This window comes from Candidatus Methylopumilus planktonicus, assembly GCF_000981505.1.
In the GTDB taxonomy this organism is placed as follows: domain Bacteria; phylum Pseudomonadota; class Gammaproteobacteria; order Burkholderiales; family Methylophilaceae; genus Methylopumilus; species Methylopumilus planktonicus.
On sequence record NZ_LN827929.1, the window covers coordinates 1040021 to 1055817 of the forward strand.

The 15797-nt window shown below is 36.2% G+C and carries 15 protein-coding genes and 1 tRNA gene; 13 read left to right on the forward strand and 3 right to left on the reverse strand.

The genetic code is table 11. The features are described from left to right. Both ychF and BN1208_RS05460 read left to right on the forward strand, forming a co-directional pair. Nucleotides 1-1086, forward strand: a complete 1086-nt coding sequence (ychF, locus tag BN1208_RS05455) for a redox-regulated ATPase YchF (RefSeq protein ID WP_046488624.1) — start codon at nucleotides 1-3, stop codon at nucleotides 1084-1086. A gap of 64 nt (nucleotides 1087-1150) precedes the next feature. Further along, nucleotides 1151-1227, forward strand: a tRNA-Met gene (locus tag BN1208_RS05460). 4 nt (nucleotides 1228-1231) lie between these two features. Here the strand turns inward: BN1208_RS05460 and BN1208_RS05465 are convergent. Beyond that, nucleotides 1232-2362 carry a GNAT family N-acetyltransferase gene (locus BN1208_RS05465; RefSeq protein WP_046488625.1) on the reverse strand — a complete coding sequence of 377 codons (1131 nt, stop codon included), beginning with the start codon at nucleotides 2360-2362 and terminating at the stop codon, nucleotides 1232-1234. A 32-nt stretch (nucleotides 2363-2394) separates the two neighbouring features. Beyond that, complete coding sequence (locus BN1208_RS07160; RefSeq protein WP_156157792.1) at nucleotides 2395-2838, reverse strand: EF-hand domain-containing protein; 444 nt, start codon at nucleotides 2836-2838, stop codon at nucleotides 2395-2397. Between the two features lie 232 nt (nucleotides 2839-3070). Between BN1208_RS07160 and BN1208_RS05475 the strand changes: the two genes are divergently transcribed. Beyond that, complete coding sequence (locus tag BN1208_RS05475) at nucleotides 3071-3790, forward strand: response regulator (protein ID WP_046488627.1); 720 nt, start codon at nucleotides 3071-3073, stop codon at nucleotides 3788-3790. Then, nucleotides 3787-5124 carry an ATP-binding protein gene (locus tag BN1208_RS05480; RefSeq protein ID WP_046488629.1) on the forward strand — a complete coding sequence of 446 codons (1338 nt, stop codon included), beginning with the start codon at nucleotides 3787-3789 and terminating at the stop codon, nucleotides 5122-5124. Before BN1208_RS05475 ends, BN1208_RS05480 begins: the two co-directional genes overlap by 4 nt. On the opposite strand, the gene cysG is transcribed toward BN1208_RS05480, so the two are convergent. Further along, complete coding sequence (gene cysG / locus BN1208_RS05485) at nucleotides 5121-6500, reverse strand: siroheme synthase CysG (protein ID WP_046488630.1); 1380 nt, start codon at nucleotides 6498-6500, stop codon at nucleotides 5121-5123. The genes BN1208_RS05480 and cysG overlap by 4 nt on opposite strands. A 132-nt stretch (nucleotides 6501-6632) precedes the next feature. Here cysG and miaB point away from each other — a divergent pair, with 132 nt between their 5' ends. From miaB to gmhB, 9 genes are read left to right on the forward strand one after another with little or no spacing between them, the layout of a single operon-like run. Continuing rightward, nucleotides 6633-7955 carry a tRNA (N6-isopentenyl adenosine(37)-C2)-methylthiotransferase MiaB gene (gene miaB, locus BN1208_RS05490; RefSeq protein ID WP_046488632.1) on the forward strand — a complete coding sequence of 441 codons (1323 nt, stop codon included), beginning with the start codon at nucleotides 6633-6635 and terminating at the stop codon, nucleotides 7953-7955. Nucleotides 7956-7962: 7 nt separating this feature from the next. Then, nucleotides 7963-8910, forward strand: coding sequence for a PhoH family protein (locus BN1208_RS05495; RefSeq protein ID WP_046489364.1), 948 nt, complete (start codon nucleotides 7963-7965; stop codon nucleotides 8908-8910). Nucleotides 8911-8920: 10 nt separating this feature from the next. Further along, a complete protein-coding gene (ybeY, locus tag BN1208_RS05500) occupies nucleotides 8921-9373 on the forward strand; it encodes an rRNA maturation RNase YbeY (RefSeq protein ID WP_231854574.1) in 453 nt (150 codons plus the stop codon). Continuing rightward, nucleotides 9373-10206 carry an HlyC/CorC family transporter gene (locus BN1208_RS05505; protein ID WP_046488634.1) on the forward strand — a complete coding sequence of 278 codons (834 nt, stop codon included), beginning with the start codon at nucleotides 9373-9375 and terminating at the stop codon, nucleotides 10204-10206. The genes ybeY and BN1208_RS05505 overlap by 1 nt, the downstream gene beginning before the upstream one ends. Before the next feature lie 51 nt (nucleotides 10207-10257). After that, complete coding sequence (locus BN1208_RS05510) at nucleotides 10258-10632, forward strand: hypothetical protein (protein ID WP_052734652.1); 375 nt, start codon at nucleotides 10258-10260, stop codon at nucleotides 10630-10632. Nucleotides 10633-10692: 60 nt separating this feature from the next. Continuing rightward, entirely contained in the window at nucleotides 10693-12192 is a 1500-nt protein-coding gene (gene lnt, locus BN1208_RS05515; RefSeq protein WP_082092853.1) for an apolipoprotein N-acyltransferase, read from the forward strand. A gap of 27 nt (nucleotides 12193-12219) precedes the next feature. Continuing rightward, on the forward strand, nucleotides 12220-13149 hold the full coding sequence (gene glyQ, locus BN1208_RS05520; protein ID WP_046488639.1) for a glycine--tRNA ligase subunit alpha: 930 nt from the start codon (nucleotides 12220-12222) through the stop codon (nucleotides 13147-13149). Then, nucleotides 13146-15245: a glycine--tRNA ligase subunit beta gene (gene glyS / locus BN1208_RS05525; protein WP_046488641.1), complete on the forward strand. Its 2100-nt coding sequence runs from the start codon at nucleotides 13146-13148 to the stop codon at nucleotides 15243-15245. Before glyQ ends, glyS begins: the two co-directional genes overlap by 4 nt. Nucleotides 15246-15248: 3 nt before the next feature. Beyond that, nucleotides 15249-15791 carry a D-glycero-beta-D-manno-heptose 1,7-bisphosphate 7-phosphatase gene (gene gmhB / locus BN1208_RS05530; protein WP_046488643.1) on the forward strand — a complete coding sequence of 181 codons (543 nt, stop codon included), beginning with the start codon at nucleotides 15249-15251 and terminating at the stop codon, nucleotides 15789-15791. The last annotated feature ends 6 nt before the right edge of the window (nucleotides 15792-15797 follow it).

Here is a 15797-nt window from a genome sequence, read left to right on the forward strand (position 1 = left end):
ATGAAATGTGGCATTGTCGGATTACCTAACGTCGGAAAATCAACGCTATTCAATGCGATTACTAAGGCAAGTATAGCCGCGGAAAATTATCCCTTCTGTACCATCGAACCCAATATTGGGATTGTAGAAGTTCCAGACCTTAGAATCGAAAAGCTAATAGCAATAGTTAATCCAGAAAAAACTCAGCCAGCCATTGTTGAGTTTGTTGATATCGCAGGTCTTGTTGCGGGAGCCTCTAAGGGAGAAGGTCTTGGTAATAAATTTTTAGCTAACATTAGAGAAACAGATGCCATTGTGCACGTAGTGCGCTGTTTTCAAGATGACAACATCGTTCACGTTTCCGGCAAAGTAGATCCTCTATCTGATATTGAAGTCATTAATACAGAACTTATCTTAGCGGATATGGAAACTGTGGACAAAACACTTCACCGCGAAAATAAAAAAGCAAAATCAGGAGATAAAGAAGCTATTCAACTAGTTTCAATCCTGACAAAAGTTGCATCACACCTTGATCAGGGGAAATTAGTTAAAAATTTAAATTTAGATCAGGACGAGCTTAAACTTATTAAGCCTCTTTGCTTAATCACTGTGAAGCCTGTCATGTTTGTTGCTAATGTGAATGAAACAGGATTCACTAATAATCCTATATTGGACTCACTTAAAGCATTGGCTCAAAAAGACAATCTTCCTGTAATTTCTATTTGCGCAAAAATTGAAGCTGAAATTGCTGATCTAGAAGACGAGGATAAAGCAATATTTCTTAGTGAGCTCGGTTTAGAAGAGCCAGGTCTCGATAAAGTTATTAGATCAGCTTATACGCTATTAGGTTTGCAAACCTACTTCACAGCAGGTGTCAAAGAAGTAAGAGCTTGGACTGTAAAAAAAGGTGCAACTGCTCCTGAAGCTGCCGGTGTTATTCATACAGACTTTGAAAAAGGCTTTATTCGTGCAGAAGTTATTTCTTACAATGATTTTATTACTTACAATGGCGAGCAAAAATCTAAAGAGGCAGGAAAAATGCGCTTAGAGGGTAAGGAATATATTGTTCAAGATGGGGATGTGATGCATTTCAGGTTTAACGTTTAACGATCAATCTTTGACTTTAAGTGCTTAAAAAAATATAATTCAACGCTTCGTTTGTTTCAAAAAGGGTGATGTAGCTCAGCTGGTTAGAGCGCAGGATTCATAATCCTGAGGTCGAGGGATCGTGACCCTCCATCACCACCATCTTTTAAATATTTAATTCAGTTTTATACGGTACTCTTTCATTAAGTTCGTTTGTGTATTGATCAATGCCATTCTTTTCTCTTCTTAAAAAATCCTTGATTGCGTGCTCAAATTTTTCATCGAAGATTCTATGAAATGAAAATGTGTTGAAAGGCTCAAACCCCCTTGCCATTTTATGCTCGCCTTGTGCACCGCCTTCAAATATAGAAACCTTATTTTCAATACAAAATTCTTGGCCCTGGTAGTAAGAAAGTTCAAAATGCAAACCAGGATAAAAAGATTTTGAGCCCCAATATCTCCCATACAATTTTTTATCATCATAAATAAAAAATGATCCTGCAATAGGAAGGTCACCTTCGTATGCCAATATTAATAATAAGTTCTCAGGCATACTTTCTCTGATAAGGCTAAAAAAATCTCGTGTGAGGTAGGGGTGTGAATGATGCTCTTGATAGGTATTGCAGTAACAAGCATAAAAAAAATCTAAGTCTGTTTCTGTAATTTCTGGGCCTTTTATTTTTTTGATTTCGAATCCAAGATCTTTGATCTTTTTTCTTTCTTGCTTTATTTTTTTTCGCTTGTCATGAGAAAGTTGAGATAAGAATTCTTCAAAATTATTGTACTGCTTGTTTTGCCATTTGAACTGAACGCCCTCCCTTGGCATCCATTTCGAATCTTTATGCATGTCTCGCTCGCTCTCATCACAAAATAAAATATGAATTGATGACATTTTATTTTTATAAGCCAAATCTTCTAATTGTGTGACTATATTTTTTTTAATAGATTGGTCTAATCCAAAAATTCTAGGCCCTGTAGCTGGAGTAAACGGGATAGATGAAACGATCTTTGGGTAGTAGTTTTTCCCATATTTTTGATAGGCCTCTGCCCAAGACCAATCAAATACATATTCTCCATAAGAGTGTTCTTTTAAAAATATAGGTGAAGCGCCAACGAGCCTGCCGTGATCAGTCATGGTTACAGGAAAAGGCTGCCATCCTGTCCCCTCTCCGATTGACTTTGATGCTTCGAGTGATTGAAAAAATTCAAGCCTTAAAAAAGGATTGGATTTTGTAAGGTCATTCCATTCTTTTTGATTGATATTTTTAAAGCTAGATTGAAATTCTAAAGCCGCCATAGTGATCTATTTTAACGAAGATTCACTAAGGATTAATTTATGGGTGTTTTGTTATTTGAAGAGGCTTGATTGTTTTTACGTTTGTTGGGTTCTGAGTAGGATCTTTCAAATTCTTTTGCTAATAAAGCCAGCTCATCTAATGATATAACTTCATTTTCATCGAGATCAAGGCGGTTAAATTGACGAGCGACTTGGGGTAAACAGCGAGTTGTTTCTGCTAAATCGAGCGTATTGTCATTATCTTCATCGCAAGCAATAAAGCGAGATTCTAGGTTCTTTAACATCTCCCTCTGTTTTTCTTCAATAAAGCTACTTTCTTTACCTGAGGATTTTGCATACTCTGCAAGAGCACGTCTAATTCTTGCGCGTTCTTCTGGGGACAATAAGCTACTGTCCTTTAGCTTATTAAGCGCGCCTGCTACAGAGGTATTAGTTTCTGATTCAACTTTTGGAGATTGGTTGTTTGGTCCGCCCAAAGCCTGGAAAGATATGCCCAGAAACCCAGCGAAACAAAACAAAAAATATCTTAAGAAATTATGCAATTGGTTGATTTTTATTGAGGAAGGAAGGTTATATTCAAGCTTAAATGTAAATAGTTTATTACAAGAAAATGCCAAATTGTTACCAATTGTAACAATAGATCATTTTTAATTTGATGTAAACTAATAAATTAACTTCAAGATGAACCCAGCAATCTAGACTAATGCCATGGCAACCAATTCAGAATCTATTTTAATAGTTGATGATGATCCAAAAATTAGGGATCTTACGACTAAATATCTCATTGATCAGGGTTTAAATGTTCACGCAGCCAGTGGTGGCAAAGAGATGGATAACTTTATTGTGAGCCATCCTGTGAGCCTCATCATTCTTGATCTTATGATGCCTGAGGAAAGTGGGCTTGCTATATGTCAAAGACTGAGGGGGTCTGGAAACTTTACCCCAATTATTATTCTCACCGCGAAAGGGGATGAGATTGATCGCATTGTGGGCCTGGAAATGGGAGCAGATGATTATGTATCAAAGCCATTTAATCCTCGTGAACTTTTGGCCCGCATTAATGCAGTCTTAAGACGAAATGATTTAAAACAAGCGCAGGCCTCAAATTCTGAAAATTTAGCGTTTGGCCCTTTTATATTTAGTTCAGATACAAGAAGTCTCACAAAAAATGGTGTGCCTATCAGTATTACATCTGGTGAATTCGAGTTATTAAAGGTATTTATTGATCGCCCTCGCCAGCCCTTGTCCCGAGATCAGATTATGCAATTAGCAAAAGGGCGTGAACTTGATGTTTTTGACAGAAGTATCGATGTTCAAATTTCAAGATTAAGAAAAATTTTAGAAGAAGATCATACGAGCCCTAAATTTCTTCAAACAATGTGGGGGTTTGGATATATATTTGTTCCAGATGGTGATGCTGTAGATTGAAATTCATTCCAAATACACTTCTCGCTAGATTTCTTATTCTTATCGCAACAGTTCTTATCATTGCGCAGGTTGTGTCAATTCGAATATTTGACTATTTTGAAAGAGGTCCCAGAGCAGAAGCAATCGCTCAGGAAATTGAAACAGTTATTAATTTCACAAGAGCTTCTCTGATATCTTCAAGAGAAGATAAGAGACTTGCACTTATATCCGAGTTATCGTCTAAGGGTGAGATAAGAATTTATCCAGCCTATTATTTTGAAGATATTGAACCCTTACCCCCAGATCCTTTTTTAAAAGTTGTTGCAGGTAAAATTAAAGAAAGGCTTGGTGAAAAGACTATCGTGACTAGTAATCACTATGGCGTGCCAGGTCTTTGGGTCAGTTTCTCTATTGATCAAGATGAATTTTGGGCGGTAATTCCAACCCCAGGTGACAGAGCGTTCCCATGGCATTGGATCGGCTGGGGCATTATTGTTGCAGGGCTTTCAATTATCGGCGCCTATGCAACCGCAACAAGAATAAATCGCCCACTTAATCTTTTAATTCAGGCCACTGAAAAACTTAAAAAGGGTGAAATACCCGAAAAACTTCCTTTGGATAGCGTGACTGAATTCCGCACTATGAGCCAAACCTTTAATGAAATGGCTACGAGCTTGGGTAAGGTAGATCAAGAGAGAAAAGTCCTTTTAGCAGGTGTGTCTCATGACATAAGGACCCCCCTTACGAGGCTCAGGATTGCTATTGAAATGTTGCCTAAAAAAATTGAGAGTGGGCTTAAAAAAAGCATGGAAGAGGATATCTTAGAGATAGATAATATTCTTAATCAATTTATAGATTATGTTCGAGGTTTTAATCAAGAGGCAACAGTTACAACTAATCTCAATGATTTTTTTAGTCATATGAAAAATCAACATCAAATACTTAACCGTCATATTGTTCTTGTGAGTAATTTAAAAATACCAATCTTCTATGACATAAAACCAATCTCATTTAGAAGGTTATTTGATAATCTTATTAATAACGCTTTTTCCTACTCCTCGGGTGAAGTAGTAATCACTATTAGAAAATATAAAGAAAGTATCTCAATTTCTGTTCTCGATGATGGCCCAGGTATTCCGCCAGATCATATCCAAAGACTTCTAAAACCCTTTGAAAGGTTTGATGTGATATCAATAAATAAAAAACAAGTAGATAATAATCGAGAGGGTTGTGGGCTTGGATTAGCAATCGTTGACAAAATTACTGAAGCTCATAATGGTAAATTGGTAATCTCAAATCGCGCTAAAAAAGGTTTAGAAGTGAAAATCATACTGCCTTTAATTAGTGAGGGCTAATTAAACCAATTTAATTTTTTTCGAAGTTTGACTACATTTCCAATAATAATAAGAGAGGGTGATTTTAATTTTTCTCTCTTCACCTTTTGCACAATATTAGAAAGAGCTCCCGTTATCACTCTCTGTTGCGAGGTTGTGCCTTGTTCAACCACGGCGATTGGTAAATCTTTAGGGGCACCATGTTTTACTAATTCAACACATATTTGTGAAAGCGCCAAAAGGCCCATATAAATCACAATAGTTTGATTTGGTTTAGCTAGCGAATCCCACTCAAGTGTCAATCTTTCATCTTTCATATGCCCTGTAACAAATGTGCAAGACTGCGCATAATCTCTATGCGTTAAGGGAATACCTGCATAACTTGAGACGCCATTGGCAGCAGAAATGCCTGGCACAACTTGAAATGGAATTTTATGCTCCATGAGCATTTCTATTTCTTCGCCGCCTCTGCCAAAAATAAAAGGGTCGCCACCCTTTAAACGCAAAACACGCATGCCTTTTTTTGCTAACTTTACGAGTAATTGATTAATTTTGTCTTGTGGCAAGGTATGTCTATCTCTCTCCTTGCCAACGTAAATTAATTCTGCATCACGTCTCACAAGATTTAACACATCTTTACTGACAAGCTTGTCATAAACACATACATCTGATCGCTGCATTAAATGGAGAGCTCTAAATGTAAGCAAATCTGGGTCCCCAGGTCCACCACCAACCAAGAAAACTTCTCCCTGTTTTTTTTGTATGCCATTCTTTTTTACCAATGCTATTAATTGCTGAGTACTCATTTTTTTAGTTTGGTTGAGAAACTGCCTCACTAAAGGATGATCAATAAAATTTTCCCAGAAGATTCTTCTCGATTGCGTAGTTTCATATCTCCCTTTGATGCTATCTCTCATGGAACCCATGATAGATGCAAGCTTACTAAAGTTATGAGGAATTAAGGCTTCAATTTTTTCACGAACAAATTTAGCTAATACAGGGGCATTGCCCTCGCTAGAAATTGCAATTAATAATGGTGATCGATCTATAATCGACCCCATTGTAAATGAACAAAGCGCGGGCTCATCAACTACGTTGACTGGAATATTAAGGGCTTGAGCAGTTTTAGAGACTAGAGAATTAACTTTTTTATTATCAGTCGCTGCAACAACAAGTACCGAATGAGTTATATCATTTTTCTCAAAAGGCTTTATTTTGACTTGAATTTTTTTTAACTTTTGATAATGCTTTAATTCAGTACATAATTTAGAAGCGATGACAGTAATCTTTGCATCAGCCTTAAGAAGCATATCAATCTTTCTTAAAGCAACATCCCCTCCCCCAATAACCAAAACCGGCTTATGTATTAAATTAATAAAAATCGGGAAACTTTTCATAGCATCATTTTACATGTTCATTGAAAGGTAAATCTTATCTAAAATGCAATAATTTACCTGTATTCTTAATCACTTAAAGCCACTATACTTAAAATATTCTAATTTTGATCCACCATCTATTCCTCTAGCTTTATGCTTAAAAAAGTTTTTATTAAAACATTCGGCTGTCAAATGAATGAGTATGACTCATCAAAAATGCAAGATATATTAAATCAGGCCCACGCAAGCTCTAAAACTGAAAATCCCGAAGAAGCAGATCTTATTATTTTAAATACATGTTCCGTAAGAGAAAAAGCTGAAGAAAAAATATACAGCCATCTTGGCGAGTATGAAGCCCTTAAGAAAATTAATCCAAACCTACTGATTGCAATTGGTGGTTGTGTTGGAAGCCAGGAAGGAGAAAATATTCTTAAGCGAGCCCCTTTTGTGGATCTTATTTTTGGCCCACAAACGCTTCATCGATTACCAGATTTAGTAAGCAAAAGAAGATCGGCTGGCTTGTCACAAGTTGATATTTCTTTCCCTGAGATAGAAAAGTTTGATTATTTACCTCCTCCTAGTTTTACCGGTGCTTCAGCCATGGTTTCAATTATTGAAGGCTGCAGTAAATATTGTTCGTTCTGTGTTGTCCCTTACACGAGAGGTGAAGAAATCTCGAGGCCGTTTGAGGATGTATTAGCCGAAGTTGTTCATCTAGCTTCCTTGGGCGCAAAAGAAATAACTTTGCTAGGACAAAATGTGAATGCCTATCGATCACTTACTAAGAATGGAACGCCTGCTGATCTAGCTTTACTTATAGAATATATATCTGAGATTGATGAAATTAAGCGTATTAAATTCACAACAAGCCATCCTAATGAAATGAATGACAGCCTTCTTGAATGTTTTGGAAAGTTTCCAAAACTTGCAACGCACCTTCATTTGCCAATTCAATCTGGCTCAGATCGCATATTGTCAGCCATGAAAAGAAATTACACGGCGTTGGAGTATAAAAATATTGTAAGAAAGTTAAAAAAGAATTGCTCTCAAATCTCAATAAGCTCTGATTTTATTATCGGATTCCCCAATGAAACAGACGCAGATTTTCAGCTGACAAAAAAAATTATGGAAGAAGTGCAATTTGACTTTAGTTTTAGTTTTTTATACAGTCCAAGACCTGGAACTCCAGCCTCATATATTCATGATGAAATTCCACATGAGATAAAATTAAAAAGATTGAATGAATTACAATTAATAAACGAAGCTCAAGGCAAGGCGATTAGCCACCTTATGTTAGGGACTAAGCAGCGCATTCTAATTGATGGTCAGTCATGGAAAAATCCAGCTGAAATGGCTGGTAAAACAGATAATAATAGAGTGGTTGACATTAAAACTGATAAATCATTTATCAATCAATTTGTAGATGTAATAATTACTGAGGTAACTTCGAAAAGACTTCGTGGAGATATTATTTAATATGGGCATGGAATTCAATTTACCTTCTGACAGTAATAGGCAGCTATCTAATTTATGTGGTGCATTGGATCAAAACCTAAAGCAAATTGAAGCGGCTATGGAAGTCGATATTGTAAGACGCGGATCAAATTTCATTGTCAACGGTTCTTCAAAAAATGTAAAAGCTGCGGCCATGCTTATTCAAAAATTTTATAAACAAGCAGGCGATCCTATTGAATTGGAAGATATTCAATTAGGCCTTGTCGAAATAAATAAATTTGAAGAAGTGATAAAAGCAACTGCAAAAATTAATGAGCTCAAAACAAAACGAAGTGACCTAAGAGGTAGAACACCAAGACAAAATGCATATTTAAATAATATACAAGATTTTGATATTACTTTTGGAATTGGGCCCGCAGGCACAGGCAAAACATATCTTGCTGTTGCAAGTGCTGTGGATGCTATTAACCGAGATAAAATTAAACGCATCGTCTTGGTCAGGCCTGCTGTAGAAGCTGGGGAGAGATTAGGTTTTCTTCCAGGCGACCTAGCACAAAAAGTAAACCCTTATCTAAGGCCTCTGTACGATGCGCTTTATGATCTAGCAGGTTACGATAATGTGCATAAAATGATTGATAAAAGTATTATCGAAATTGCCCCATTAGCTTATATGAGGGGGCGTACACTAAACCAAAGTTTTATTATTTTAGACGAGGCTCAGAACACAACCCCTGAACAAATGAAGATGTTTTTGACGCGGATTGGCTTTGGTTCAAAAGCTGTCATTACAGGGGATATTACACAAATTGATTTAGCAAAAGGTCAAAAAAGTGGGCTGATTGAAGCAAAGAAAATTTTATCTAAAGTTAAGGGTATTGCATTCACTCACTTCTTATCTGAAGATGTGGTCAGGCATCCACTTGTCCAAAAAATTATCAATGCTTATGAAAACTTCGAGAAAAAAGAAAGTAAGTAATTAACTTCAAATGGAATCAAAACCGATCATTGCGATACAAGATATGGTGCATACAAAACCGATCTTAAAAAAAACACAATGCCTAAAATGGCTTACGTCTGTCGTTGATAAAAATGCTGAGATAACGATTCGAATCGTAGATAACGATGAGTCACAAAACCTAAACAATATATATCGTAAAAAAAAATATCCTACAAGTGTACTTTCTTTTCTTGTGGATGATGAGGTTCGTTTAATTGGAGATATTGTTCTTTGCGCCCCAGTCATCGAAAAAGAGGCGCTTGAACAATCTAAAAAACTTGAGGCCCATTACGCTCATCTTATTATTCATGGCGCACTTCATTTATATGGTTACGACCATGAAAACAAAAAAGATGCTGATATTATGGAAGCTAAGGAAATAAAAATTTTAACTGGCTTAGGCTATAAAAATCCTTATCTTATAGAAGAGAGTAAATCGTAATGAGTGAATTAAAGAAGTCAAAATTAATCGAACGCCTCAGCCACTTCCTTTTAAGAGGGCCTGAGGATCGCGAACAGCTTTTTGAGTTGCTTAAATCATCATATGAAAAAAATTTAATGGATGCTGATTCGCTTTCAATGATAGAGGGCGTGCTCCAAGTTTCCGAAATGCAAGTAAGAGATATTATGATTCCAAGATCTCAGATAGATGTAATTGATATCTCGCATTCACCGGAAAAATTTATCCCTTTTGTTATGGAAACAGCTCACTCTCGCTTCCCTGTTATTGAAGATGATAAAAATGATGTAATAGGCATTTTGCTTGCTAAAGATCTTCTTAAATATTATGCAGGTGATGACTTTGACATTAGAGACATGTTACGCCCTGCTGTATTTATTCCCGAATCTAAAAGACTTAATGTCCTTCTTAAAGAGTTTAGAGGAAGTAGAAATCACATTGCTATCGTCGTAGATGAATATGGGGGTGTTTCAGGTATGGTCACGATCGAGGATGTATTAGAGCAAATCGTTGGTGAAATTGAAGATGAATTTGATTTTGATGAAACTGAAGATAATATTATTCAAGATAAAAATGGTCACTACAGAGTAAAGGCATCGACAGAAATTGAAGATTTCAATGAATACTTTAATGTCAGCTTTAGTAATGATGAGTTTTCAACCATTGGTGGATTAATTATTCAAGCGTTTGGTCACCTCCCGAAGCGAGATGAAAAAATCACTTTTCAGGGATTTAAGATCACAATACTAAGGGCTGATAGTCGTAAACTCTATTCTGTCCTTCTTGAAATTGACAACCCCATTAATAGCGTGTAATTTTTTGAACTAATCGACTTATTTTTTTTCCAAAAGAATTAGGAGTGTTCCATGAAAAAACTATTTTTAGCTATATGTTTAATCTCATCGCCATATTTATGCGCTTTGGAGATTAATACGGATAGAAGCATGCTCCCGGTAGACGAAAAATCTTTTATTGAAGCTATCAGTCGTTTTAATAAGGATGAAATTCTTAAGGCGCTTGGGGAGCCGGCTTCCAAAGAAGATATTAAGGTGAAATCTTCTGAGCAGATTGTAGGGTCCGTTTGGCGATATCACAATATCAATACTGCAGAAGATGGGCGCTTTTATCCTGTAACTGAGTTAGACTTTCTAGATGAGTTTGTCGAGACTGTTGTTTTTCAAAATAGTACTGAAAAGTCTTCATCAACCCCTTCTCAAACTTATCAAATTCAAAAGCCTTAGTTACTTTTAAGGCTTTATTCTTGATAATTCAGTACAATTGCCCTAAACGGCTTTTGTATATTGAATAAACTTTATCCTCTCTTCTATTTAGTTATTTCTTTTTGGCTCGGAGCTCTTTCAGTTCTGAGCTTTGCTCCCTTTAACCATCATTTCATTTCTCTTATTTCTTTAAGTGGTCTTTTTTTCATCTGGCATAAACTAAAGAATGCCAGGCAAGGATTTTTCTCAGGTCTCTTTTTTGGTCTGGGCTTATTTGGCTTCGGTATTTCATGGATTTATATAAGTCTCAATACATATGGCGGTATGCCCTCATGGCTGTCCTGTTTGAGTACTTTTTTATTTTGCTTTTTCTGTGCTTCTTTTATTGGGATTATTGGATGGTTTTCTTTGCATCGAAAATCGAGCCTTTTTTTAATCCCATTTTTTTGGACATTCATTGAATGGATTAAAGGCTGGCTCTTCACTGGCTTTCCATGGCTCACCATGGGATATTCACAAGTACCTTCGAGCCCTCTAGTGGGGTTCCTCCCTATTATTGGTATTTACGGGCTGACTCTCATACTAACTTCTCTAGCACTGCTGCTCAGCCTTACATTACTTAATCAAGATAAACGCTCAAAGCTTTTAAAGGTTGGTTTAGTTGCTGCTGTATTGGCATCGGGCCAAATTTTAAAATATATTGAATGGACTGAGCCTACAGGCGAGCCCATATCTATATCGCTTGTTCAAGGCAATATTGCTCAGGATATTAAATGGCAAAAAGAAACTGTTATACAAACGCTTCAAACTTATCAAAAGCTTATTCAAAAAACAAAAGGTCAAATTATTCTTCTGCCAGAAACTGCTTTGCCACTCCTTGTAGAATATATTCCGGAAACATTTAAAAAATCTACCTTACTTCATGCCGCAAAACAACGAGGTCACGTTCTTATTGGTGCGATTGAACGCCAAGATACAAAATACTTTAATGTAGTATTAAATTTAGGCAATGATTCATCTCAGGTTTATCGAAAATCACATTTAGTGCCATTTGGCGAATTCATACCATTAAAATTTATCTTTACATATATTTATACGCATTATCTTAATATGCCTATGAATGACTTATCGAGGGGCGGTAATCGTCAAGAGCTCATAGCAATTGAAAATCAGAAAATTGCTTTTAATATTTGTTATGAGGATGTTTTTGGCGAAGAAATTATTCAAGCACTTCCTTCTGCAACAATTTTAGCCAATGTCAGTAACGATGCATGGTATGGAAGATCTATTGCCGCCTATCAACACTTGCAATTTTCTCAAGCAAGGGCGATCGAAACAGGAAGAATGGTAATTCGCTCAACAAATACAGGTGCCACGGCGATTATTGATGAACATGGTATTGTTAAGAAAATATTGCCCGCATTTACTGAAGGCATCCTCGAAGGTTATGTACAAGGATTTAAAAATACAACGCCTTATGTTTTTTGTGGCAATTGGCCTGTCATTATTTTGTGTTTCATTGTGCTTCTTGGATGGTTCATGAGGCATTCAAAGCTTTTATGGGTATTGAAAAAGAAGTAGAATGCTTGAATTAAAGATCAACTCATTATGCAACTAACCTTTCAAGACATTATTCTCAAACTCCAACATTATTGGGCTAACCAAGGATGTGCCATTCTCCAGCCTTATGATATGGAAGTGGGTGCAGGTACTTCACATACTGCAACTTTTTTAAGGTCACTTGGGCCGGAGCCATGGAAGGCAACTTACGTTCAACCAAGTCGACGTCCAAAAGATGGGCGCTATGGTAAAAATCCAAATAGACTTCAACATTACTATCAGTTACAAGTTGTTCTCAAGCCTTCTCCATTAAATATTCTTGAGCTTTATTTAGGCTCACTCAAAGCCCTCGGCTTTAATCTTAAAGAAAATGATATTCGCTTTGTAGAAGATGACTGGGAAAATCCAACGCTTGGGGCTTGGGGTTTAGGATGGGAAGTTTGGCTCAATGGAATGGAAATTACACAATTCACTTACTTTCAACAAGTAGGTGGCATTGACTGCAAACCGATCACAGGAGAAATCACATACGGACTCGAACGGCTGGCTATGTATATCCAAGGGGTTAATAATGTCTACGATCTCACATGGACTAATAATTTAAAGTATGGAGATGTATATCTTCAAAATGAAATTGAACAAAGTGCATATAACTTTGAACATAGTGATGCTGATTTTTTATTTCAAGCGTTTACTGCCCATGAAAAACAAGCCAATCATCTCATAAGCAAGCATTTAGCTCTTCCTGCTTACGAACAAGTATTAAAGGCAGCACACTCTTTTAATCTTCTAGATGCAAGAGGGTCTATTAGTATCACTGAGAGAGCAGAATATATTGGTCGTATTAGAAATTTGGCTCGTAATGTTGCTAGCAGCTACCTACTAAGTCGGGCAAATTTAGGCTTTCCCTTAGCTGATAAAAATCATGCGAAAGAAATTATTGACCAACTCAATACAAAAAAGATGGTTAAATCGTGAAGTTAGATAATTTACTTATTGAGCTTTTAACCGAAGAGCTTCCTCCAAAATCACAAAAGCAGCTCGGCATTGCGTTCGCAAAGAATATAAAAGAATTTCTTACAAAACATCATCTCGTAAATGAAATATCTGAAGATTTAATCTTTTCAACGCCAAGAAGAATCGGCTTACATTTAAAAAATGTTAAAGATGAAGCAGATAACGAGAATGTATCAATCAAACTAATGCCTGCATCAGTTGGATTTGATGCCTCAGAAAAACCAACTGATGCATTATTCAAAAAATTACATGTTATTGGCTTAAACGAAAAAGCCTTGAGTGGCATCGTTAAAAAAAATGAAAATAATGCTGAAATTTTATACATCAATAAAAATGTAGAAGGCGCAAAGCTAAAAGATATTATTGCTGAATGTATTTCTTCAAGCCTCGCGCGTTTACCCATAAAAAAGATGATGTCCTATCAACTTGCGGATGGATGGACGACTGTTAATTTTGTGCGACCAGCTCATGGATTGATAATTCTTCATGGCGCTAATATCATCGACGCAAATGTTCTAGGTATTTCATCGAACAGAACTACATTCGGTCATCGATTCGAATCGAAAAAAGAAATAATTGAGATTCAACATGCAGACCAGTACGAAAAGCAAATGAAAGCCGAAGGTGCTGTGATCGTCTCTTTTGACGAGAGAAAAGCACTAATTAAAAACGCCTTAAATGAAAAAGCAAATCATCTTTCAAATCAACTTACCCCTATTGACGACGAAGATCTTCTTGATGAAGTGACAGCACTAGTTGAATATCCGAATGTTTTAGCAGGAGAATTTGAATCTAAATTTCTTGACGTTCCTCAAGAATGTCTTATTTTAAGCATGAAAGCCAACCAGAAATACTTTCCTTTGATTGATAAAAATAACAAACTAGCTAATCAATTTTTGATTGTTTCAAATATATCGCCAAAAAATTCAGATCTCATTACTCAGGGCAATGAAAAAGTTATCAGGCCAAGATTATCAGACGCAGAATTTTTTTATTCGCAAGACAAGAAAAAGCCACTTAAGGAATATCTCTCGCAACTTGCACATATTGTGTACCACAATAAACTTGGATCACAGGCTGAAAGATCCAAGAGAGTCAAAACTATTGCATCTCTGATTGTAAAAAATTTAAATCAATCCAAATTACTCGATGCTGTAATTCTTGCGTGCGATTTATCAAAGGCAGATTTATCTTCAAATATGGTCGGTGAGTTCCCTGAGCTTCAAGGCATTATGGGAAGATATTATGCGCTTAATGAAAAAATTTCTGATGAAATAGCTTTTGCAATTGAAGATCATTACAAGCCACGATTTTCTGGTGACACACTTCCTAGAAGCACTGTTGGCGATATCGTTGCCATTGCTGACAAAATTGAAACTTTAATAGGTTTATTTAGTATTGGTGAGAAGCCTACAGGTGACAAAGATCCTTTTGCACTTAGGCGTCAAGTTATTGGAATCATTCGTATTCTTACTGAAAAAAATATTGATCTAAATTTAAATACAGTGATCTCCGAATCGATTCAGGCAACTAAATTAGCTGAGTCTAAAGATCTTAATTCTTTCATTTACGATCGCCTCTCCAATTTCTTCAAAGATCAGGGTTATGCTGCTCTTGATATCGAAGCCGTGCTTGCAATTGAATCAGGTTTAATTAATGAAATACCTAAAAGATTAAATGCAATTAAAGAATTTTTATTGCTCCCCGAGTCAGAAGACTTAGCATCAGCCAATAAAAGAGTTGGCAATATTCTTAAAAAAGCTGATGTTAAATCAAGCTTAAAAGTTAACCAATCTTTACTTACAGACGAAGCCGAAATTAATTTATATAACACATTAGATTTTGTAGATGCTGAGTCTAGAAAAGAATATGTGGGAAAAAATTATTCGGGTTCGTTAAAATTACTATGCAAACTTAAAAATCCGATTGATCAGTTTTTTAAAGATGTTATGGTAAACGATAAAGATGAATCACTCAAAATGAATCGGCTCGCCCTCCTCGAAAAACTTTATTCGGCTATGAATTTAGTTGCTGATTTATCTAAACTTTCTTCTTAAATTATGAAATTAGTCATTCTAGATAGAGATGGCGTAATCAATGAAGATAGCGTAAATTTTATTAAAACGCCTAATGAATGGATACCCATCCAAGATAGCCTAGAGTCAATTGCACTCTTAAACCAATCTGGCTTCAAAGTAGTGATAGCGACCAATCAATCAGGAATTGGCCGGGGTCTTTTTGACGTATCAACACTTAATCTCATTCATGAAAAGATGTTTAAATTACTTTCCCAACAAGGCGGGCATATCGATGCCATTTTCTTTTGTCCCCATAGAGCAGAAGAAGATTGTGAATGCCGCAAACCAAAACCAGGTATGTTAAAAGAAATTGCTCATCGATTTTCTATCAATTTAATAAAGGTTCCAGCCGTCGGAGACTCTTTAAGAGATTTACAAGCCTTCGATGCGGCAGGGGCTCAGCCTATCCTTGTCAAAACCGGCAAAGGAGAAGAGACGCTTGCAAAAGGTGGGCTACCCAAAAATACCTGGATTTGTGAAAACCTGGCAGAGGCGGCACAAAGAATTATTACGGAGTATGTTTAACTTAAA